The following is a 21,148-nucleotide window of genomic DNA, read 5'->3' as shown; positions in this document are numbered from 1 at the left end:
ATCATTTTATTGCTCATCTAAAGACCAGGGAGTTAACCCTACAAAATATATACACCCTGAAAATATAAAAACGTTTTGAACAGCCTTCAAAATGGGGAAAAGACGAAATATTTCTTCCCATTAAAACCTTTATTTCAAACCTGATAGCCACCAACCGTTTTTACCATACAAAACAATCATCGATAGCGAATCAAGCCCCCTAATAAATAATGCACTAAATAACCCCCATCACCTTACAATCACAAAACAACAATCGATAATGTATTTAGTTTATAAATAGCACTTTTTGCTAAGCGCGTATATTTTACATCAAAAACATCCAGTTAAATTATTTTTATATTAAGGAAAACGTTTTCTTTTTTTCGTTATTAAAAAATAAATTTGATTTGTATTTATTTAATAATATATATTCATTTCACCAAAATAATAAAGGAGAATAAAAAATGAAAAAACAAAATTACCCAACGCTGACAAACTATCTTGCCAAAACTAAAAAGAACACAGATCCCTATAGATTATATAACCCACAATTTTCTGTATTCGGAAAACCAGTAAGTGAGGAGCAGGATTTTTACTTTTGTTACTTCTCCAGACATATGATTACTGAGAGGAATATCTTAACCCTCTTTTCAATTCATACATTTCTCTCTTACAACGTAAGCAAAAAAGAGACAATTAAATCATTTGTACATTTTCTCAAAAAATCAAACCATGACACCTTCAACAATGCATTCCAGTTTCGCGGGTGCAATATCATTTATCAAAATAAGAAGAGAGAATTTATGGAGATCTCATGGTTTTCTTTCTCACGGATCTATGACGATATCGTAAAAATCAAAGAGTATAGTGCTAACAATGAAATTTATAACAAATTCGTAGCTTAAAAAAGGAGAGCGCCATGACCAATCAAATTATAAATATATTAATCCAAAGTGAGACAAGAGAGGAAGTTATGAATTGCATAAATTCAGGAATAAATATTAATGCTTTTGATTATTGTGGTAGAAATGCCCATTTCTATTGCGACCAATTAGACGCCGCCAAAGCACTGATTGAAGCAGGCATAGAACTAAACCATATAGACAATTGTGGCAATAACGCACTGTTTTGTAACACTAACCCAACCGTTCTGGAATTATTAATCCATTCAGGCATTCATATTCAGCACAAGAATAATCAAGGCCAATCTTGCCTCCACCAACAACGCTATAATATAAAATGTGCAGAAATTCTTATTAATGCAGGTGCTGATATCCACAGTATTGATAATGAAGGCCAGACTGTACTCTACAACCTCTATTCCACAGATAGTTTTGACTACTGGATAAAAAAAGGCTGCAATATTAATCATACTGACCATAATGGTAAATCAGTACTCGATTTGTCTATGAACAATGGAAACTGGCATTACCGATCCAACGTCAGTGCTCTTATCCGGCATATAGAAAAAATCGATAGCACACCTGTTTTAATCAGGCATATCAACTATAACTCTTCAGATCTTATTAAATTACTTAAACATAATGGTGTTAATTTCCTGCTTGCAGAGCATTGTACAGTTGAACTATATGTTAAAGACATGAAATCAATCTTTAACAAACTCAAACAACATATCGAAATCAAGCACACTCAGTTTTATAATTGTCACAATGAGCATATTGGTATCTACACCGGCATAGAGAGAGTGAAATGGTTTATTCGAAATGGTATCAGAATGGACGACGATATACTCAGACAGCGTTCCGACTCCGATAAGATTTTTTCTTATATCGCAGGAAGAGAGAAAAAAGACCTGTTAAAAGAAATGAAGCCAGAACTCCCCCGTGCACCTGTGCGAAAAAGACTCTAAAGCGCTGAAGTAAACAACCCTTTTCTTAGCCTGAAAGGTTTTATTTCATGATCATTAATCTGATATATCCTCTTAGGTATACTATTTGTCAAATGGTATAACTTTTTAAACCCAACCAATTGTATTATTTACCCCGTAACGGCTTGACTTATTCACTGCATCGGTTATCTGTAGTAATAAACATGTAAAAAAGGATAACTATGAACAGTGACATGAGTAATGATGATGATATAACCAGAGTATCAAAACGCGGTAAATTTCATACTGACAAACTTCCTGAGAATGAAATACGACATCACTGCATCAGTGTCAGATTAAATGAAGAAGAGTTAATTATTCTCGACAGTAAAAGAGGTCAGTTTAAAAAAGGAGAATGGCTCAGGATGGCTTCCCTGAATAAACTCCCGCCGGTTCTGCCAGAAATTAATCGTGAAGCATGGATTAAACTTGGCAGCCTTTCACAGGATTTAAACCATCTGCTGAGTCATCTCGACAGCAAAAGCCCTGACAGCGAACTGACCCGTACAGAACTCTTTGCCCTACGTAGACAAATCAAAACTCTCAGAGATCACCTTATTCCTACAACCTTTCTGGAGTCAGACCGATGAAAGGCATGCAGAAAATAAAAAGGGGTAAACAATTCACAGGTGTGGTTCTCTATAGCCTGAAGTCAGGGTCTCACCACAAAATCACGCCTTATGTTATCGGTGGCAACATGACGAGCAGCACTGCTACTGAGCTTATAAGTGAATTTAAAAGCACCCAGCTGCTGCGCCCCGATGTCGCCAAACCTGTATGGCATAATTCGCTTCGCCTGCCAAAGGGTGAGAGTCTGTCAACCAGACAGTGGGCGGCATTCGCTGACGATTATATGACCCGGATGGGATTCACTGACACACATCTTCGCTGTTATATCCTTCACGACGATGCCGACGGGCAGCATATCCATATCATTGCAAGTCGCATTAACATGGTCGGTGGAAAGCTGTACCTGGGGAAAAATGAAAATCTCGTCAGCACCCGAATTATCAGCGAACTGGAGCGAATACACGGACTCACTGAAACAACACCTGCAACCAGTAGTCGCCCTCAGGCTAAAAGAAAACCCTCACGCAATGAGCTGATGATGGCAGAACGAACAGCAGCTCCCTGCCCTAAGTCACAGTTGCAGGCCCTGATCGACAATGCATTAACCCGCCGCCCCGATTTACTAACATTTGTCCGTTTACTGGGACAGGAAGGCGTGAGCTGCAAACCCAATATCGCCACAACGGGTAAAATGAATGGTTTTTCATTTCAGTACCAGGGCATAGCCTTTAAAGCCTCTCAATTGGGTAAAAAATATGGCTGGTCTTCCCTGCAAGCACTGGTTGATTTTACGCCGGAACATCTGATTTTACTGAAAGAAGCACGGCAGCCAACAAAACCTAAAACTGCGTCAGTGCCAGTGCCAGTGCCAGTGCCAGTGCCAGTGCCAGTGCCAGTGCCAGTGCCAGTGCCAGTGCCAGTGCCATCATGCGAGTCTGAAGAACAGGCTGCAAACCGGGAAACGATTCTGGAGAAAATCCTTCAGCTTGAAGAAAAAATGCGTCAGGAAAGACAACAGGAAACAGTGAGTGTCATTCAACTCAGGAGCAAACTGCATAATACAGCTCGTCAGATACCCCGCCAGCGTCGTCTGTATTCGTGGCTTGGATTGCTCGGCCATATTGTGGCGCTTCTCAGGCGCAGGGGCATGTCTCTGTTACATGCCACTGCACATCCTTTCCACCAAATCCTGCATCTGCATCTTCTGACCCCCTGTCATTCCATTACAAAAAATCCCATTAAAGAACAATCAGTTAAAAATAATTCCTATCATGCACCATAAGTAAAAAATCCATGATTTGGTTAAAGTCAACAAATTATTGATCGTTTATATAGATCGATAAAATAGTTATAATAGTCACAGCCTATCAACTGAGATCCATCGATCGGTACAAGCAATTTTACTAAAGCTGATCATTCATCGAAAATGTTCAAAAATACATCACCTTAAATTAGGCCACGGAGTCATGATGGATAATAAAACGATTAGCTGCCCCTTCTGCTTTACACAAAGCCCGCACGGCGTGCGGATTTGCAAAGGTTGCCATGCAAAAGTGGCCTATGGTGAAAGTCCGCTCAGTGTGGCATTCCTTTTTCAATTCGTGGCATTAGCTCTCGCCTGGTTAGTATTTTCATTGACCGGCAGTACTCCTGTCTCAGTCATTACGTTTTTTGCCAGCGTTATTATTCTTATCTGCATAATTAAAAAGACATATGCAGACAGAGTTGTATTTATACGGTGATATTAATCTCACACCACAGCAAATATAAAAAATCAATATGCGAGAACTTATGAACAGATTCATTGTTACAGCATTTTTTATTTCCACCTTCCTTATTTCTGGCTGTTCAACCTCAGGCAACCAGACTCTTAAAAATGAAACATCGAAAAGTCTGCAATCAAAAATCATTAAAAACAAAACAACGAAATCTGAAATTATTACCCGCTTAGGTGAACCGGACACCCGAACTACACTGGACAGTGGCAATGAAGAATGGACTTATTCAATGGATAACAATCAGTTTGATGCCACCACATTCATTCCCATTGTTGGGCTGCTGACAGGGGGCTCACAGACGCAGGCCAAAACGCTGGAAATCGAATTTAAAGGAGAAACGGTCAGCAAGTGGTCGTTCTCTGAAAATAAAAGCAGGATGAATACGGGGCTGATTCAATAACTCACCTTACAGTCAGGGATCTATTTATGAAAACTTATGCCGTTATCACACTCATTACCGCAGCATCGTTGCTGAGTGGCTGTAACAGTGAACCCTCCGAACAGGATATTTACACGGCCATGAATAAGGTCGTGGAACAGACGAATACTTTCGTGAAATCTATAGCAGGCAAGGATGTTCCAAAAGACGCACTGCGCGAATTAAAATCAGTCAAAAAGCATGACTGCGTAGAAGTATCTGATAAAAGCTATAAATGCAATGTGACGGCTCTTGTCGATAACGAAAAGCGTACTGCTGCTGTAACCCTTGTCAAAACGGAAGATGGCTGGCAGGTCGTTGATAAGTAAAGCCACTATAAAGCCATCGCGACAGGTGGGACACCGAATGGGTGGCCCTACTTTTCTATTGCATCTGGTGTCCTGCCGGATACGCCTGCTCCATTTATCTCCAGTATCCCATGTCCTATCCACGCCGCTGTCGCTGTCACAGTCTTTTCCTGACCACTAAGCCTGGTGGAGTATAAGCCAGAGAGCCTGTAATGCGTTTTTTTTCATACTGGGCCAGTAAATCAGCATAAATATGCTCTGCTTCGTCCAGATTGCCTGAAATATAATTCACAAGAGAATTCAGGCAATGCAGCAACGTGTCGCTATTTGCAAGCTTCCTGAGCAACGTTGTGTTCAGGGTCGAAACGACTCCTGTAAACATCTGCATAATATTATCGACGTGATAACATGAATTGCGGTACTGCGCCCGTGAATAGAAATACTTCAGATGATACCCAGCGAAGAGAACATAAAGTTTTTTATAAAAGGCGTTGTTATTAACGCTGCTGTGATTATGGGTTATAAATTTATCAACAACATGTATAAATTTTTCCTCCTGAGATAATACATTAATAGTACTCATAACTTCCTCCATTTTTTGTTTTTATAATTAAGTACTATCATCTTAAAAGTTAAAATCAATAGTAAAATAAAAATATTTCACTATTAATACATGTTTTTCTTCTTTCATAAATAACAATAGATTTTACTATGATAATTTTGTGTCTTCCTGATTGTAATGCTATTTCATATTTCAACCATCTGAGTTATTTCCCTATTGCAGATAAGAAACCCACAGGAATATTTTTTGAGAGCGTGCTACGCACTTGCTTACGCCCCTACTACCGATAAATGTTAATTATTTTTACCGAACAATTGAAAAGCCGTAATTTTGTTTCCTTGGCAGCGCCGCTGAGTGCCCACAGCACTCATTCGCTGAAGTAGAAAGGATTTTTCCGAAGGGTCCCGGCGTGAGCCGTAGTCAGCAAACGGGTAAACCATGTATCTGTGTTCGCTTTCCCGACCAACTCAGCCTCCTGTTTTTTTTTGCGCGAAGCGTATTTGTGCTGACAGCTAAACCCATTTTTATGAACTTCTGCGCGAAGCGTATTTATACTTACAGAAAACACTGTAGTAATGTTCTGAAGCCCAATGGCGCAACACACAGTTGCGTAGGCTTCACTTAATAAATGATATTATGTAAGAAAAACAAGAATAAAAGTTTTTTCATCAGGTACACCAAGGCCTTGAGTATCGATCTAATGCAAAACTGTGGTTTCTTATTTCTTTATCACTCTTTTATCTTGCAGAACACAATTGGAAATTAACCAATAAAATCAAATAATTATATGATCCTTGCGGTTATTATTTTCAGCACCAAAAATTATTAATTACATAACAGGTGATGGTGAAATTTAGCACCCCTTGTTCTAAATTTGACAACCCATTATTTCCCACTAAAAAACTAATACGAAATTGAAAAACAAATATAATTAGAATAATATCACCACCCCAGTTGACAAATAAATTAAATATGTCATATCTGTAATTACAACAATAAAAAGGAGCCATCATGTCAATCACAAGCGTTGTATTAACTAATGAACAAAAGTCCATTATTGCAGAAGCATTGGAGGTTATGCCCGAAGATCTGGAAGAAATAAAAATTAATGCAAGTAGCTATAAAAAGACGTCCTTCAGGGACGATTTCTCAATGATCTTTAAAGGTAATATAGCGACTCTCGCCAAAATGGATTTGACGCCCACAGCATTTAGAATTGTTCTTTATCTCTTCTCAGCCATTGATTATGGAAATATTATTCCTGATTTTTCACAGTCTCGTACTGCCAGAGAGCTTGGACTGAATAAATCAAATGTTTCACGTGCATTCAAAGAGTTATTTGGGAGAAAAATACTTATTCGTGACACCATAGATAATCAGGTATACCTGAATTCTAATTTGTGTGTTAAAGGGATTCCTCGTCGCTTCAATGAAGATCTGATGGATAAATTCAAAAAATCCAGACTGGAGACAGAAGATTTTGCCAATTCGTTTAACTTTTATCGTGCAGGAAGTAAAACAAAGTCGGTTAAAAACTCCAGAAGACGATATCCTGCAGACGGCATTCCATTTTAAAAACATTACAGCGTGGTAATTTTCTCCACGCGAGTGATAACTTTAACAAAATAAGGATATTTTTATGCAAAAAAGAGTCTCCACTTACTTTCAAAATAATCAATCATCAGTTGAAAATCATAATCTTAACAATACTATTCACAATGTATTCTGGTTGCTAACATTAATCGCGTCGTATACGCCAGATAAGAGCATTATTTACCTAAGTTTTCATCGTGCTACGTCCATTTCTCAGCAGGAAGGGATACATATTACACCCACCAGATTTTATCAGGCCATCGATAAAATGATTGACACAAATATCATTATTCCCACTAAATTTAAATACCGGTACCGTTTAAATCCTGTATTTTTCAGTTTTATAAAAAATAAAAAAGAGAAGGATATAAAATCCCAAGAATTATCACCCCTGTAGTTTTGCTATAGAAAAATCAGATGGTCACTACCAAAAGCACATAATTCCTATATATCAGTACCAGTTGAATTAAAATAAGAGGGTACAGACTTGTGTTGTCTGTACCCATGACAATTTACTAAAGACCTTACATCTTTTTATCGGCATTATTATTATTGATACTATTCTTTTCATTGACAATGTGCTCAATACACATTCTTAACTCTTCATTAATGGTAATATCTGCTCCACCCTCAACCAGTATAGAACACAATAAATAAAGAAGGACGTGCTCAAACTCTATCTCTTCGACCGAATGTACGTAATTATGATATGATTCAATAGCCTCATACAAGCTATCTGGTGAAGTCACAAATGCACATACAAAATCTTTATCTTCTGGCACTATGATTGAATTATTCATTTTAAATCTCCTGAACTTATTAATATATAGTGTCACGGCAAACTGTCATAATAACATTCACCAATGACTATTTTTATTACTTCTTAATACTAAATCCTGACCTAATGCTACTTACGACATATCAGGTGGGCCTCTGCTCATTGCTGAATAGCGCCATTTATTTTTACACACTGGATTTAATATACTCATCATTAACTCCGTAATCAGGCTGCATTTTTACGTGAACGCTCAATAGCAGACACTATCCATTCGTCGATTTCACTTTCGATAAAAGCAATTGCACGAACGCCAATCTTTACTGGTTGTGGAAATAAACCTTCGTTGATCAGACGATAAATCCATGCTTTGCCATAGCCGGTTTTATTCATAACTTCAGGAAGTCGGAGCAGGCGTATATTTTTATTATTCATTTTATTATCCTCAATGTGGTGTCTGTGAGAATAACAGTACAGGAGAACGGAAATAAAAAGCAGTGAACTTCGGAGATGTATTCTGAGGGGGTTACGTGAGCTATCAATTTCAGGGAATTTCGTTGCGCCGAAATTCCCCTTTTATGGCATCAATGACAGTTTTGCTTTAGTCACGTGCAGCCAGTGTAATGACATCAGATACCTTCATATCCTTTAGATGACTGTTTTTATTTATAAAAAGATGAAATTGCCTAATGAAATCGATTGTCATCGCTTTCATTGCCAGAGGCCGATCAGTATCTTTTATCTGATTATCATAGCGTACCTCTTCGTCATCAATCGAGTAAAGCAACCGGGACAGCCAGCGTTCTGAGACACGAACGTCCTGTTCCTGTGCCCAGACAAGAATATCAAGCATCGGAATAATCCTGTTATTTATAATTTTTTTATTGTTCCATACCCGAACCGGATAGACTCCAAAGGGTCAGAGGGCATGTGTCTTACTTTACGCCATTGCGGTAACACTGATTTTAGTGATTCGGCTATCTCTTCATCTGTACCACTGGCTAGATCCACTTCAAACATGACCGTCCGGTCAAAAAAATCTGGAACCGCATCACCGATAGGCGTGTCTTCAAAATATTCGTTTAATCCATATTGATTATATCCCTGCCATGTAAAGATCCCACGCTGCATTAGCACAATACTCAATTGTGCGACTCGATCTACTGTTGGCAATACTAAGTGAGGTGGCTGAAAGAGCCGATAGAACGGATCCAAATCTCCCAACCGCCCAGGTGGGACCAGAAAAGGATCGCCATTATAGATTTTTTTGCGGTTGATCGTGACAAAGAGTTCTTCATTGCCTATAAGGGGCGTTTTAAAAAAATAGGTTCTGGCCGAAAGTTCATGGTAGAGCAGGTGCAGTGATAGATTTTCGAATTTTTTATACGTTTCGATGTTAAACCATTTGTTCAGTTCTTGTGTATGTGACTTATCCCAGTTTTGCATGTGATCTCCATGTTCAGGACTACTTCTGCCCATCATAGGTGACTTACACAGAGAGCGAAAGCCATCCGCTTTTCGTGATCACAATTTTTGTAATACTTCCCTGGTCGTTCGACGCGAACCGTCTAACCATGCCTACTGCTCATAGCACTGAAGTGCTCCACTTGCATGACCATATCCTTTTGGCATAAGCTGACTGCTGGCGTTTCTGATGTTTCCAAGGGTGGTTTGTTAAAATTTTACTCCTTACATCAGAAACGCCTGCCCCCACTGTTGCATTCCTCAAAATTTCTGATATCTAATGAATTTAGAAATTTTTTCATAGGGGTGTTTATGGACCTATTAAAGTACTTATCAGAAAAGGGATTAACCGAAAGGGCTCTCGACTTCGTCATATCACAATTATTCTTCAATGCAGAGTCGCCTGATAACCTAAAGTACGCTTTAAAAGCTGGCTATGATATTAATACTGCTGATAGTAGCGGCAACAATGCTATTTTTGGCTGTAGAACACTAGAAGCACTGGATTTTCTGGTTAGCAATGAAGTCAATATACACCATATCAACAAGCAGGGACAAAATGCGCTCTTTCATCAAAAAAATCCCGAAATACTAAGGAAGCTGATTGAACTGGGTTTAGACACCTCGCATACAGATGCTAAAGGCTATACCTGCATTTTTGAACATTACAGGGATCCTGAAGGGCTGACAGAATTAATCAATGCAGGTTGTGACATAAATCACGTCGATAGCAGAGGAAGAAATATTCTATTCCTCCCTCTCTCCCCAGAAGTTTTATCCATAGCAATAGATGCCGGATGCAATGTCAACCTTATTAATCATGAAGGAAAAGGATTTATTGAAGAGGAATATGATGATGAACTACACAAGATCATTCTCTTCCATATTGATAAATTTGAAAGAAGAACGTTGCATGTCGATTTTTGTAACATCAATTCAGTATTATTTTTGCATGAACTCTCTGAGCATGGATTCAAAATAGAGCTCAATAAAGACCGTTTCGTCATTAACAGTTGTATTAGCAATTACAGAGATATTTTAAGTACTCTTTATTGCATCAGTGACATTCAAGATGTTAATTTTTATAAGTATAACGGCGCCCCTCTTTACAAAGATATCGATACGCTAATTGTAAAGTGGATGATAAGAAATGAGTTCCTCATAGATCTAACCAAAATTTCTGATGATAAAAATTATCATAATATATTAAAATACATAACCAGTTACGAGCAGAAGCAAATATCCAAACGTCTAAAGGCCATTAAAAATCAGTCATCAAAAATCAAAAGCGGTGGGCGACTGTGAATAATCACAGGATATAACTCATCATTCCTGACTCTACAGGATAAACCATAAGCATTAAAAATGTATGCATAATCAAGAATGATAACATTCAACAACACATAGTTTATGCATTGTGAATTAGTAAACATTAACATCAACAGACCATTTTGCTATTTTTATTCTCACCTTATGGTAAGGAGTTTCTATGTTCGAAATATTTATTGCTTTAATACCTGTAGTAGGCGGAATTTTAAACTCTTTGATAACACCTATCCTGGGAGGAAGAAAGGACGAATCTGACATTATTGAACAACTCGCTCTGCAACTTGAAAAAGAAAAACTATTTCATTTGTACTTGAAAGCTATATTCCAGTGTTGTTTCGCTGCCGTCCAATTCCATCAGGAGTACTTAAAAACTGCTTTACCTGGAAAATTCATTTGAAATCCTTCAACTCATCTCTCCCTGCCGAAAGTTATTAGTTATGTTCGATTTTGCAGAAAATGATGACAAGATAAAAGTTCAGTACCGCGTACCTTTTATGAAAGCAAGAAACAGATTTGCTTGTGTCATAGTTTGTATAATGATGATGACTTTATTTATTTACACTGCAACTGACAAGTTAGAAAATATTTTATTAACACTATCGAATGAAAATGATATTGGACCGATTTTAAATTCGTTATACTTCATTGGTTCAATGTTAGGCTCTTATATATTTGCATGGCAACTATACATACTTTTATCTGCGTCTAATAGATTGCGTAAAGCGAATGATTTACTTGCTAAAAACGACACTGATTCTTAAGTACTCAGCTAAGATATGAAAATAAATAACTTTACTCATATTACCACACTTGCAATTTTCCGAGAATGCAACAAAATGATCTCGCGATGAAAGTACATTTTTTTCTGTCATACCGTTTACATGTATTAGCTCAGATTTGACCTAACACAGCTACGGCAGAGAGCCAAGTCTAATCTGACAGGCTGCTTCGTGTCAGAAGCCGACGTTAATCACATCATGTAATGTTAGCCAATTGGCTCTGTTTTGCTGAAAATGTGATTTGCTAAAAGTGTACTTTGCTGGACATCAGTACAGGGCTTTTGGTAGATAATCACGTGTAATATAACTTACAATCAGTAGGAAATGACTTAGGTCTTCATTTACATAGACTGGAAACCATTCATGAATTACCTCGATGATTTGCCTAAGCGGGATCAGAATCATGTTCACGATACAATGGCTAAGACTGCGTTCGAAGCTTTTATCGCTTCGTCAAGTGTGGTTCTCAAACAGAGTTCAGATGACAATGATTACGGCACTGATTACCAGCTCGAAATAATGCATGATGGAATGGCGACCAATGTCCGACTTCAGGTGCAACTAAAAGGTACTGCTGCAGGTTTTAATACAGATGGATCTGTCAGTATTTCAGTTAAACGTTCAAACCTGAATTATCTCCTGATGAGTCCGGGTTCACTTTATGTCTGTCTTCATATTCCGACAAACACGCTGAAGGTTACCTCTGCTCAGAGTGTACTAACCCGCTATCAAAATATGGGCCCAAGCTGGCAGTCTCAGAAATCCGTTACCGTCATTTTCGCTGAAGATTTGACCATTCAGCACCTTATCAAGATTACCTCACTGGCTCGCCTTAGCGCACTTGACGCGCGCAACCGACGCGTAGCTCATAGGAAAATGAATGAAAATGACATGGTAGACCATGTAAGGGAATTGCTAACAGTTTATGAAGTCGCAGATGATACTGCTTCTGCGGTTCATCAACTTATAAACCTTTACAATAGTAATCAGACTGAAGTTATCAGTGCTGCATATGAACGATTCAAAACAGTATTAGGCGAAGAACATCCAGTAATGATGTTTTGCTATATGGCCGAGATTGATCTTGCAAGTGCTAATAAAATTTTTGACCGTCAGCGCGTTGAGTTAGGTATTCTGAGAATGAAGGCTTATTCGCTTGCTGATGGTGCAGATCGTGCGGGGTTACATTACTCCATTGGTAATGGATTTGCTGCCCTGAATGATTTCAAAAAAGCACTAGAGGAATATAAAATAGCATGCGAGCTTAATAAGCAGAACTCTGACAATGAACTCATGGCGATGATTTTCAAAAATATGGGGGGCACCTATGCTGCTCTCGAAAATGAAAGTCAGGCTGTCGAGTGTTACCTGCAGGCATTGAAACACAATCCTTATCTAGCTGAAGCCCATTATGCACTGGGTCTTTATTATCACAACACTGGCCAGTTCGAAAAGGCTTTGGAACAACTGGATACAATTGTGTTTTCCAGCGATACGCAAGGAAATTTAATTGATCTTCAGGGATGGCGTATATCGGCTCTCTTCAATGTGGGTGAAGGCAGGTCTGCGTTTAGAGAAATTAACACCCTATTGAGCCAGGCAGATAAGGCACAGTGGATATGGCCATGGTGTTTAAAAATTGTCTCGCAGTTTGGCCGTGAATCGATCGAGAATGCGAAGCTTAGTCTTACCTTTTGGGAATCGGCTTTGCGCCATTCTCCTGAAAACCCTTTAGTTCAACGAGAATTGCTGCTGGCTATAATCTACCTGCGAAATCGCAACATAAATGTTCATAAAACTTATCTCCAATTTAAAAATGATCTTGAGGCCTGCGTAAATAAAATAGGGTCAGATGCAGCAAGTGTACTGTGGGATCTGCTGGGTCATTGGGCAGAGGATGAGGAACTGGGAGATGAAGCTATATTATGTTTTGAAAAAGCCTATTCTCTTCAGAAAGGCGATTACGGGTTATGTCTTTCAATCGCGTTGAATAAACAACACAGATATGAAGAAAGTAAAAACTTGATGAAAATCTATACGTTAGCCTTCCCTAATGACGATCAGGGATGGTACCGATTGGCGAGCACTTATGATTTAATGGGGCAATTGGAGAAATGCATTGAGCCTTATCTTCATAGCTTGTCTCTTAATGTCGATAACGACCATGCATGGTTTAATCTGGGTGGTGCCTTCTTCAATATGGGTAACTATCCGGAAGCACGGCGTGTCTGGAAAGAAGCAGTAAGTAGATTTCCGGACCATGAACTAACTGCGAAAATCAGAGCTGATATCCCCTTCATACTAACCGATGAGCCATTACAATAAAAAACAACACGAATAGCCACGGCTAAAGAGTATTCGCAAGAAGATGGTTAACTTCCGCTTCTCGCTCACAACGGACCTTCGTGTCAGGTTACATGTCCGTTTCGTGCCAATAGCGGAACACACTAATGCTTGTGTACAGGTGCTGACTCATTTCCTCCTCCACTTTCATCCCGTTATACTGTGAAAAAAAGGAGGTAGGTGTGAAACTGAAAATGCAGGATTTGAGGCTGTTTAATCTCGTGTTTGAGAGCGATCCTGGCTGGATACTGGATTTCTCTAACCGCACTTTGTCTGCTTTTTTTGATGAAGAACTGAACATTGATATTGATGATGAATGTTATCAGGAAGAGGGGACGTCAAAAGCCAAACGAGTTAGATGCTTGCTGAAACAGGCTGATCGTGAGACCGCTTTGCGGGTTCTTGGCGCTCTCTGGCAGTATAAAACAGAATCCATGCCTGAACAGGCTGAACAAAGCCGTAATGACTATCTTGCACTGATTTCCCGATTAGAAAACGCTGACACGGATGAAGCCAAAGGCGTAAAGCCTGTCCAAGCATGGCATGGTGTTGACTGGCCTTCACTTATCGCTGAAATGAACGAGATGAAATCTCTGCCGCCACATCCACGTGGTTTTCGGTTTGAAGCCTGGCTTGCTGAACTGTTCAGTATCTTTATGCTTGCTCCCCGTTCGTCTTTCCGAAATACAGGCGAACAGATTGACGGAAGTTTCCGACTGAATGATGAATTTTACCTGATGGAGGCAAAGTGGCACCAGAAAAGAACGTCGGCTGCCGATCTCCATGTATTTGAGGGAAAGCTCAGTACCAAGGCAACCTGGACACGCGGCGTTTTTATCAGCTGGATGGGGTTTACGCCTGAAGGTCTGACGGCTTTTGGTAAAGGGAAGCGTGTTATCTGTGTCAGTGGTTATGATCTTTATCACTCACTGAGTCATGGGATTCCTTTGCCCGACCTTCTGGACGCTAAAACCAGGCACGCCGCAGAAACGGGAGAGCCCTATGCTGAGTTCGACCGACTATATGCACTGAAGAACAAACAGTTCGGCACGCTGAAATAGCGGTTTGGGAAGCGGTGACTGCTCTCATTTGTTTCACACAGAATGCTGTTAGTAATGTCGCATATCCCTCATAGCAGACCTCGCAATGCTTCTGGCGGTCCGCTCCGTGCCAGTAGCGGAAGTTTCTAAAATGGTCTGTACTAACCACAGGGAAGTATGTCAGCCGTGATTTGCCATGAAAGCAGGATTACTCATAAAAAATGATGTCATCCCTATTTCAGTTGTCTCAGAAAGATGCGATAACAGGCTATAAATCAAACAGAAAAGCATGAGCATTGAGACAAGTGCCACGGATGTAAAATTTTCAATACTCTTATTGGAGCTAAGTATGAGCAGAGAAAAGGCTTTCGAAAAATTCAAGGAAGTTCAGGAACGGTATATTGCTCGAAAAGATACTCTTTTTGAAGCGAATGAAGCTGAAAGCCGCTTACTGGTGATAGATGAGATCCTAAATATACTGGGTTGGAATAAAGAAGAATTTACGCCGGAAGCGTATTGCAGAACAGCGGGGTATGCCGATTATATACTGAGTACAGACAGAACACCTCGCCTTGTGGTTGAAGCAAAAAAAATCGGCGTGACCTTCGGACTCCCCAAAAATACCTTAACCTTAAACGAATACTCTGTCGCCTATCTTAAAAAAGCATTCAATAAAAAAATCTCTGAGGTGATCGATCAGGCACAAAGATACTGTGTCGAAAAAGCGGTTCAATATGCATTGATCACAAATGGTGCAGAGTGGTTTGTTTGCCCAATGCTGCCAAAAGCAGGTAAAACAACTGATTCAATGAAAGGCGTTTATTTTGGGAATATCTTTGGAGATGAGTTTTCATTTGATCTCATGTATAACCTCATCTCTAGGGATAGTACAGAAAAGAATAATCTAGACAACTATCTTTCAGAACTGAACCATGTACCGTCAGAAGTGTGTTACATGCTAAAGGATCATGTCCATGATTTCATTTGGGATAGCAACAAAGACAATCAATGGATTGATGATTTTTATGAAAACTTTTTTTCCCAGATAACAGAAAACAATCAACGAAAAATGCTAGAGCACTGCTTTGTCAGTGACTCAAAGTTGGATCAGTTTAAAGGGGAAATAAAAAGAGCGTTAAAAGATTCTAAACCCAGTTTTCTTCCTAATGATGCGTTAGACCTCTCACCTTCTGAAGGTAAAGAATTCATCCTGGAGCATCATACTGGTAAAGTTATCATCATTACTGGTGCCGTTGGATGTGGGAAGACCACTCTGGTAACTAAATGTTTAGTAGAAGCAAGACAGCAAAAAAACATATATGCAACCCCAATCATCATAGATTTGATAAATGACGTATCAAAACATAGCATTGATGTGAAAAATATCGTATTCAATTATCTACATGAAAAGATAAAAAACGAGTATGAAAGCGAGTTTACATTAGATGAACTACGCATCACGTTTGCGCATGAAATTAAAGTGTTAAAAAACGGCCCCTACAAAGATATATTTTCCAAAAATTCAGAAATGCTTATGGTCAAAGAAGCTGAACTACTGGAGAGGGAAAGCGCCAACCGGCAGAATCTAGTATTAAAAATATTCCAAAAGCGTGTCAAGGAAAATAAATCCGTTATTATTGTGATTGATAATGTCGACCGTGCTTCTGAGTCTTTTCAAGAGGAAATTTATGCCTTATCTCATTTAATAACCCAAGCATCGGGTGCAACAGTCATAATCACACTCAGGGAGTTCACCTTCTTTAAGAATAAAGATAAAGGCTTTCTGGACGTTAGGCCAGAAGACAAGATCATTCATCTCAAATCACCGGACTTTAACAAACTAATTTCGACCAGGATAAAGTATATTAAAGAATGTCTGAACGAAGATTTTAGGATTAGAGACTGGAGGAAAAAATATCAGCTTCAAGATTTCTTAGATAAAATGAATTTCTATGCTGATGTGCTGAGGAAAAATCTTCAATTATCAAATGAGAGCATGCCAATTCTAGAAATATTATCTTCCGTGTCTTGGCATAATATCAGAAACTTTTATCAATTGATTAAACACGTTCACTACCAATTGGGAAACGAATCAGCATGGCGTAAAAAGGATGTTATCTCCACGCTCACTTACCATCCCGATCACACGGAAAAAGCATATATACCGAATGTTTACCTGCCCTATCAAAACGTAAACCAGAGTTACTTCCTGAAGTTAAGAATATTATATTTTCTGAATGATGCTGTTTCCCCCGGCGAAATTGCAAAAGGAATTAGCCTTGAAAGGATAATCCGGTTTGCATCACTTTACGGGTATAAAAAAGACTGGATTAGCAAAGCAATTGAGAGTTCGGTTAAAGAAAGGATTATTGAATGTATTGAACTACCCTCTGACAGTGACTTCAACACAGAGTACACCGTTAGCTCAGCCCATACATTTCGTATATCGCCTTTAGGCACTTGTTTGATACTCGATATCTGTCATACATCAATTTATCTGTCTTTAACATCTCTTTATTTGCCTTTCCATGAAAAAAATCCCTATAACGAAGCAAAGCAAGAACTCACCAGACTGATTAATGCGATTTATAATGATAAGAGTATTAACACCAATCATGAAATCATTGATCTAGTCGAAGAAAGTCAGATGCCAATTATAATATCAAAATATTTGTCATCAGAGTATTTAAGAGAAAAAATGACTTTATCATTATTGAGAACTCAAACAGACGTACTCTTAACCGAAAAAAGTATAAACCGACTGGTGGCATCGTTCAGTCGTAACATAGGTAACAACGACGAGTTTACCGCTAACCGTGAGAAATGTGATCACGGTAATTTATCCTTCGATTTCGGTGATGGAATTGAAAAAAACAGTATATCCGGTGAAGAGATAGACATTCCACCTTCATTCAAGCCATTATCTCTTGAAAATGTCATGTCCTGCGGAAGTGAGTATATCCCTCTCATCTTTGTCGCCCTAGTGATACGTTCCTATCTTGGTTTTGAAACCAGCATTGGTATAGAGATTACAGAAACAATTAACGATCACATAGTAAATGATGACAATAAAAAATATACAAATAATGTTTCACGCGCGCTGCGTTCTAACTCTCTAATCAAACAGAAATGGTTGTTGATTAGGACGGATTTGCATCCTAAGTTCAGGAAGTTTTCACTGAGCAGTACTTGGCAGTCAGAATGGATTGAAATATTCGGTGAAGAACCACCAGAAATCGAAATTTGACGCGGGATCTAAGGAGCAAATTGTGCAATTAAACTGTAAAAGTGAAATTGAGGATAAGTCGATAGTCGACCAATTGACTCCCTTCCCGTGGATCCCAACGTGACAACGTTAGCATTACAACTATGTGCGAACTTCCGCTCCTCGCTCATAACAGACATGGCCACTCTGGCATGTTATTTTGAATTCACTTGGCGTGCTAGGACCATGTAACGTGCTGTGGTTATACCTTAAGGTTCCTTTTTGGAACCCTCCACCAAACTTATTTAAATTAAAACATTAAATATCAATGCATTATAATTAAAAGCACAGAGACGCCAGCCCAAAATTCTCCATCGGTGATTACCAGAGTCATCCGATGAAGTCCTAAGAGCCCGCATGGCACAAGCCCTGCGGGCTTTTTTGTGCCTGCAATTTGTCTTTCGCCGCCGAAAGCCTGCCCATTAAATCTGAATCTTTAGGCCCAACGTATCGGTAAAGGGACTTGCTGGCACGTCGCGTGCATGCGCACCCGCAACGGCAGGCTTTCGCAATGGCGGTGCCTGTAGTAAAGCCGCAGCCTCTATTCGGAATTGTACCGTTGGCCGCGCTATTTATTATTTATGTAATGACCATCTCAAATTAGGACAAAGTCTGCTTTTAGAGTGTTTTTTATCAACGCTAAAGTTCCGGAATTTTTTATCACTCTATTTTTTGTATTATTCACGATTTTTATCATATTCATATCACTTTACATTTTCTCTCATGCTTTTATTTTCCGTACTATTATTATTACGCACATTATCGTGTCTTGTGGATGGAGAAAGTTAATGAAAACAGGGCGTAAGCATTTGACGGTCGGGGAAGTTCAGCGTTTGGTTGATGCGGCCAGACGGGGGGCAAACCCTGAACGCGATGTCTGTTTATTATGGATGTGCTTTAATCATGGGTGTCGGGTAAGTGAAATTCGCCACTGGAAGCTCTCCGACATCGATATTCACAGCGGGGTTATTTATATTCGACGGCTGAAAAATGGTTTTTCAACGACACATCCTATTTATAAGCAAGAGATAAAAACGCTTACTGAGTGGCTGCGAGTGCGTAAGAATTATCCGGGCAATAACTCCGAGTGGCTATTTTTATCGCGTAATGGCCAGCCTTTATCGCGACAAAGAATATACCAGATGATGAAAAACCTCAGTCTGGATGCACAGCTGGAGATTAATGCTCATCCGCATATGCTGCGCCATGCATGTGGTTTTGCGCTTGCTAACAAAGGTGTGGACACGCGATTAATCCAGGATTTTCTGGGTCACAGAAATATTCAGCATACGGTTATTTATACGGCGAGTAATGATGCCAGATTTAGAGAGGTCTGGTAAATGAAATAGTCATTTTGTATCAAACTGACTCCCATGTTATCTACAGGTAGCAACAATGTCAATTTATGCCAAGCTTTATTTTTCATGTTATTTTTCAGCAAGTTAAAAGAACCATACACGAAAGCTATTAATCAAGTAAATTAAATTTGCACCGTGTATGGTTTGTTGTAAACCTCGTCCCTTAGTTTTTTATCAGGTTTATTAAGATTTCTCCTGATAAATATAAAACCAGGAACACCTTTCCCGGCAATTTATATTGCTGCCAATTGAAGTGGTCAAATTGATACAAAATGACCACTTCAAAATATCACATCTATTTTACGGATGAATATTGGCTGCGTCATTAATATCAAACGCAAATAAAAGGATGCGCACGGTATTGCGCTTTTAAGTTAATGCATTGACTGCATTGAAAAGGACAAATCATGAAAAAAACATTCCTTGCTGCTTTTGTTGCCGGCTGCGCGACAATTTCTGGCGCTGCGCTGGCAGATGACGGTCAGGTGAAGTTTACCGGCAAAATCATTGATGCTGGTTGTGACGTGATCAACGACCTGTCTAACCCGCTGGTCGTTGATATGGGAGAGATTGCTAAGACTGCCTTTACCGGTACGGGTTCTACCGCGGCTGAGCAAGGTTTCGATATCAAATTAGAAAACTGCCCAACCACCATCAGCAAAGCATCCGTGCTGTTCTCCGGCGATAACGTTGGCGGGGATAACGAAAAACTGAAGCTGACCGGCGCGGGTACCGATCCTGATGTGGCAAAAGGCGTGTCGCTGCAGTTGGTTGACGGTAGCAACAATAACGTCCTTCCGCTGTTTGCACGTTCCACCAGCCTGGCCGTTCCCTCTACCGGCAATATCGATCTGCCGTTCCGCGTTCGCTATATCCAGACCGAAGCTACGGTTGTTGCTGGTAAAGCTGACGGCACAGCTAACTTCACCATCAGTTACAACTGATTCTCCGTCTATTTGATCGTGCTAGCGGGCCGAAATCGGCTCGCTTTTCCAGGGAGTTGGAGATGAAACGATACCTGAAAGTGCTGATGGCTGGATGGCTGTTGGCGGGCGCTGCGGCACATGCTGGCGTCGTCACCGGCGGCACCCGGCTGATTTATTCCGGTGGCAAAAAAGAGTCTTCGCTGAGCATTACCAATAATGATGGTACGCCCTACCTCATTCAAAGTTGGGTAGATACCGATAACGGGACGACTCCCTTTCTGTTAACACCGCCTTTGTTCCGCCTCGAAGGTGAGCAGCAGACCCGCCTGCGGGTGATCTACAGCGGTGGATTGCCCGAAAACAAAGAAAGTATGTTCTGGATGAATATCAAAGCAATCCCCTCCTCACAGGCCAAAGCGGGTGCCAATACGCTACAGATCGCCATTAAAACCCGTATCAAATTAATTTATCGCCCGAAATCCGTCGTGGGAACGCCGGAAATGGTAACGGAGCAGCTCCGCTGGACGCGCAGCGGCAACACGTTACAGGTCACGAATCCGACGGCGTTTTATATGAATTTTGCCGAGGTGAAAATCGGTGGCGCAGAAGTCGATGAAGCCAACTGGGTGGCGCCTGGCGCAACGGCGAGTTTTGCTTTGCCGCGCGGCAGCACAGGCTCTTTGCGGTGGAAACTGATTAATGATTACGGCGGTATTGGCGCGCAGCACAGCGCTAATTTGTAAAAGCTGTCAGGTCAGGGAGTTCCAGAGAGA

The 21,148-nt window shown here is 40.0% G+C and carries 20 protein-coding genes and 1 pseudogene; 17 read left to right on the top strand and 4 right to left on the bottom strand.

The window, feature by feature from the left end:
- Nucleotides 1-443 precede the first annotated feature (443 nt).
- From ENTHG_RS13830 to ENTHG_RS13805, 7 genes are all read left to right on the top strand, one after another.
- A complete protein-coding gene (locus ENTHG_RS13830) occupies nucleotides 444-884 on the top strand; it encodes a hypothetical protein (protein ID WP_044180577.1) in 441 nt (146 codons plus the stop codon).
- Nucleotides 885-898: 14 nt separating this feature from the next.
- A complete protein-coding gene (locus ENTHG_RS13825; protein ID WP_044180575.1) occupies nucleotides 899-1,849 on the top strand; it encodes an ankyrin repeat domain-containing protein in 951 nt (316 codons plus the stop codon).
- A gap of 200 nt (nucleotides 1,850-2,049) precedes the next feature.
- Complete coding sequence (locus ENTHG_RS13820; protein ID WP_044180573.1) at nucleotides 2,050-2,457, top strand: hypothetical protein; 408 nt, start codon at nucleotides 2,050-2,052, stop codon at nucleotides 2,455-2,457.
- A complete protein-coding gene (locus tag ENTHG_RS13815) occupies nucleotides 2,454-3,719 on the top strand; it encodes a relaxase/mobilization nuclease domain-containing protein (protein WP_044180572.1) in 1,266 nt (421 codons plus the stop codon). The genes ENTHG_RS13820 and ENTHG_RS13815 overlap by 4 nt, the downstream gene beginning before the upstream one ends.
- 187 nt (nucleotides 3,720-3,906) lie before the next feature.
- The gene (locus ENTHG_RS26045) at nucleotides 3,907-4,179 is read left to right on the top strand and encodes a hypothetical protein (protein ID WP_071825875.1); all 273 of its coding nucleotides are present in this window, start codon (nucleotides 3,907-3,909) and stop codon (nucleotides 4,177-4,179) included.
- A 49-nt stretch (nucleotides 4,180-4,228) separates the two neighbouring features.
- A complete protein-coding gene (locus tag ENTHG_RS13810; protein ID WP_044180570.1) occupies nucleotides 4,229-4,615 on the top strand; it encodes a hypothetical protein in 387 nt (128 codons plus the stop codon).
- A 26-nt stretch (nucleotides 4,616-4,641) separates the two neighbouring features.
- A complete protein-coding gene (locus tag ENTHG_RS13805) occupies nucleotides 4,642-4,962 on the top strand; it encodes a hypothetical protein (protein ID WP_044180568.1) in 321 nt (106 codons plus the stop codon).
- A 136-nt stretch (nucleotides 4,963-5,098) separates the two neighbouring features.
- Here the strand turns inward: ENTHG_RS13805 and ENTHG_RS13800 are convergent, their stop codons facing one another.
- The gene (locus ENTHG_RS13800; protein WP_044180566.1) at nucleotides 5,099-5,524 is read right to left on the bottom strand and encodes a hypothetical protein; all 426 of its coding nucleotides are present in this window, start codon (nucleotides 5,522-5,524) and stop codon (nucleotides 5,099-5,101) included.
- Nucleotides 5,525-6,514: 990 nt separating this feature from the next.
- Between ENTHG_RS13800 and ENTHG_RS13795 the strand changes: the two genes are divergently transcribed.
- Nucleotides 6,515-7,078 (top strand): helix-turn-helix domain-containing protein, encoded by a 564-nt coding sequence (locus tag ENTHG_RS13795; protein ID WP_044180564.1) that lies wholly within the window; start codon nucleotides 6,515-6,517, stop codon nucleotides 7,076-7,078.
- 542 nt (nucleotides 7,079-7,620) lie between these two features.
- Here ENTHG_RS13795 and ENTHG_RS13785 read toward each other — a convergent pair.
- The 3 genes and pseudogenes from ENTHG_RS13785 to ENTHG_RS13775 form a co-directional block, all read right to left on the bottom strand.
- Nucleotides 7,621-7,896 carry a hypothetical protein gene (locus tag ENTHG_RS13785; protein WP_044180560.1) on the bottom strand — a complete coding sequence of 92 codons (276 nt, stop codon included), beginning with the start codon at nucleotides 7,894-7,896 and terminating at the stop codon, nucleotides 7,621-7,623.
- Nucleotides 7,897-8,099: 203 nt separating this feature from the next.
- Nucleotides 8,100-8,306 carry a helix-turn-helix transcriptional regulator gene (locus ENTHG_RS13780; protein ID WP_023294357.1) on the bottom strand — a complete coding sequence of 69 codons (207 nt, stop codon included), beginning with the start codon at nucleotides 8,304-8,306 and terminating at the stop codon, nucleotides 8,100-8,102.
- A gap of 166 nt (nucleotides 8,307-8,472) precedes the next feature.
- Nucleotides 8,473-9,317 (bottom strand): annotated as a pseudogene (locus tag ENTHG_RS13775) (DUF6387 family protein).
- Nucleotides 9,318-9,482: 165 nt separating this feature from the next.
- Between ENTHG_RS13775 and ENTHG_RS13770 the strand changes: the two are divergent.
- The 9 genes from ENTHG_RS13770 (at nucleotide 9,483) to ENTHG_RS13735 (ending at nucleotide 21,118) form a co-directional block, all read left to right on the top strand.
- Nucleotides 9,483-10,640 (top strand): ankyrin repeat domain-containing protein, encoded by a 1,158-nt coding sequence (locus ENTHG_RS13770; RefSeq protein ID WP_237567485.1) that lies wholly within the window; start codon nucleotides 9,483-9,485, stop codon nucleotides 10,638-10,640.
- Nucleotides 10,641-10,824: 184 nt separating this feature from the next.
- Nucleotides 10,825-11,061 carry a hypothetical protein gene (locus ENTHG_RS13765; RefSeq protein WP_044180557.1) on the top strand — a complete coding sequence of 79 codons (237 nt, stop codon included), beginning with the start codon at nucleotides 10,825-10,827 and terminating at the stop codon, nucleotides 11,059-11,061.
- A 40-nt stretch (nucleotides 11,062-11,101) separates the two neighbouring features.
- Nucleotides 11,102-11,425, top strand: coding sequence for a hypothetical protein (locus tag ENTHG_RS25480; protein ID WP_145973670.1), 324 nt, complete (start codon nucleotides 11,102-11,104; stop codon nucleotides 11,423-11,425).
- Nucleotides 11,426-11,806: 381 nt separating this feature from the next.
- On the top strand, nucleotides 11,807-13,768 hold the full coding sequence (locus ENTHG_RS13760) for a tetratricopeptide repeat protein (RefSeq protein WP_044180555.1): 1,962 nt from the start codon (nucleotides 11,807-11,809) through the stop codon (nucleotides 13,766-13,768).
- Between the two features lie 200 nt (nucleotides 13,769-13,968).
- Nucleotides 13,969-14,847, top strand: a complete 879-nt coding sequence (locus ENTHG_RS13755; protein ID WP_044180552.1) for a restriction endonuclease — start codon at nucleotides 13,969-13,971, stop codon at nucleotides 14,845-14,847.
- Between the two features lie 328 nt (nucleotides 14,848-15,175).
- Nucleotides 15,176-18,073 (top strand): AAA family ATPase, encoded by a 2,898-nt coding sequence (locus ENTHG_RS13750; protein ID WP_161624529.1) that lies wholly within the window; start codon nucleotides 15,176-15,178, stop codon nucleotides 18,071-18,073.
- An 806-nt stretch (nucleotides 18,074-18,879) separates the two neighbouring features.
- Entirely contained in the window at nucleotides 18,880-19,431 is a 552-nt protein-coding gene (locus ENTHG_RS13745) for a tyrosine-type DNA invertase (RefSeq protein WP_044180548.1), read from the top strand.
- A gap of 425 nt (nucleotides 19,432-19,856) precedes the next feature.
- A complete protein-coding gene (locus ENTHG_RS13740) occupies nucleotides 19,857-20,393 on the top strand; it encodes a fimbrial protein (RefSeq protein WP_044180547.1) in 537 nt (178 codons plus the stop codon).
- A gap of 62 nt (nucleotides 20,394-20,455) precedes the next feature.
- Nucleotides 20,456-21,118: a fimbrial biogenesis chaperone gene (locus ENTHG_RS13735; RefSeq protein ID WP_044180545.1), complete on the top strand. Its 663-nt coding sequence runs from the start codon at nucleotides 20,456-20,458 to the stop codon at nucleotides 21,116-21,118.
- Nucleotides 21,119-21,148 lie beyond the last annotated feature (30 nt).

The sequence above is a fragment of the Phytobacter massiliensis JC163 genome (assembly GCF_000321045.1).
Classification (GTDB): domain Bacteria; phylum Pseudomonadota; class Gammaproteobacteria; order Enterobacterales; family Enterobacteriaceae; genus Phytobacter_A; species Phytobacter_A massiliensis.
This window is presented reverse-complemented; position numbering and strand designations above follow the sequence as displayed.

What these genes read in the sequence shown, in the direction of transcription:
- ENTHG_RS13740 (WP_044180547.1), top strand. Translation starts at nt 19,857, where the DNA reads ATGAAAAAAACATTCCTTGCTGCTTTTGTTGCCGGCTGCGCGACAATT.
- ENTHG_RS13780 (WP_023294357.1), bottom strand. Translation starts at nt 8,306, where the DNA reads ATGAATAATAAAAATATACGCCTGCTCCGACTTCCTGAAGTTATGAAT.
- ENTHG_RS13805 (WP_044180568.1), top strand. Translation starts at nt 4,642, where the DNA reads ATGAAAACTTATGCCGTTATCACACTCATTACCGCAGCATCGTTGCTG.
- ENTHG_RS13810 (WP_044180570.1), top strand. Translation starts at nt 4,229, where the DNA reads ATGAACAGATTCATTGTTACAGCATTTTTTATTTCCACCTTCCTTATT.
- ENTHG_RS26045 (WP_071825875.1), top strand. Translation starts at nt 3,907, where the DNA reads ATGGATAATAAAACGATTAGCTGCCCCTTCTGCTTTACACAAAGCCCG.
- ENTHG_RS13795 (WP_044180564.1), top strand. Translation starts at nt 6,515, where the DNA reads ATGTCAATCACAAGCGTTGTATTAACTAATGAACAAAAGTCCATTATT.
- ENTHG_RS13825 (WP_044180575.1), top strand. Translation starts at nt 899, where the DNA reads ATGACCAATCAAATTATAAATATATTAATCCAAAGTGAGACAAGAGAG.
- ENTHG_RS13830 (WP_044180577.1), top strand. Translation starts at nt 444, where the DNA reads ATGAAAAAACAAAATTACCCAACGCTGACAAACTATCTTGCCAAAACT.
- ENTHG_RS13785 (WP_044180560.1), bottom strand. Translation starts at nt 7,896, where the DNA reads ATGAATAATTCAATCATAGTGCCAGAAGATAAAGATTTTGTATGTGCA.
- ENTHG_RS13815 (WP_044180572.1), top strand. Translation starts at nt 2,454, where the DNA reads ATGAAAGGCATGCAGAAAATAAAAAGGGGTAAACAATTCACAGGTGTG.
- ENTHG_RS13750 (WP_161624529.1), top strand. Translation starts at nt 15,176, where the DNA reads ATGAGCAGAGAAAAGGCTTTCGAAAAATTCAAGGAAGTTCAGGAACGG.
- ENTHG_RS13770 (WP_237567485.1), top strand. Translation starts at nt 9,483, where the DNA reads ATGACCATATCCTTTTGGCATAAGCTGACTGCTGGCGTTTCTGATGTT.
- ENTHG_RS13760 (WP_044180555.1), top strand. Translation starts at nt 11,807, where the DNA reads ATGAATTACCTCGATGATTTGCCTAAGCGGGATCAGAATCATGTTCAC.
- ENTHG_RS13745 (WP_044180548.1), top strand. Translation starts at nt 18,880, where the DNA reads ATGAAAACAGGGCGTAAGCATTTGACGGTCGGGGAAGTTCAGCGTTTG.
- ENTHG_RS13735 (WP_044180545.1), top strand. Translation starts at nt 20,456, where the DNA reads ATGAAACGATACCTGAAAGTGCTGATGGCTGGATGGCTGTTGGCGGGC.
- ENTHG_RS13800 (WP_044180566.1), bottom strand. Translation starts at nt 5,524, where the DNA reads ATGAGTACTATTAATGTATTATCTCAGGAGGAAAAATTTATACATGTT.
- ENTHG_RS25480 (WP_145973670.1), top strand. Translation starts at nt 11,102, where the DNA reads ATGTTCGATTTTGCAGAAAATGATGACAAGATAAAAGTTCAGTACCGC.
- ENTHG_RS13765 (WP_044180557.1), top strand. Translation starts at nt 10,825, where the DNA reads ATGTTCGAAATATTTATTGCTTTAATACCTGTAGTAGGCGGAATTTTA.
- ENTHG_RS13820 (WP_044180573.1), top strand. Translation starts at nt 2,050, where the DNA reads ATGAACAGTGACATGAGTAATGATGATGATATAACCAGAGTATCAAAA.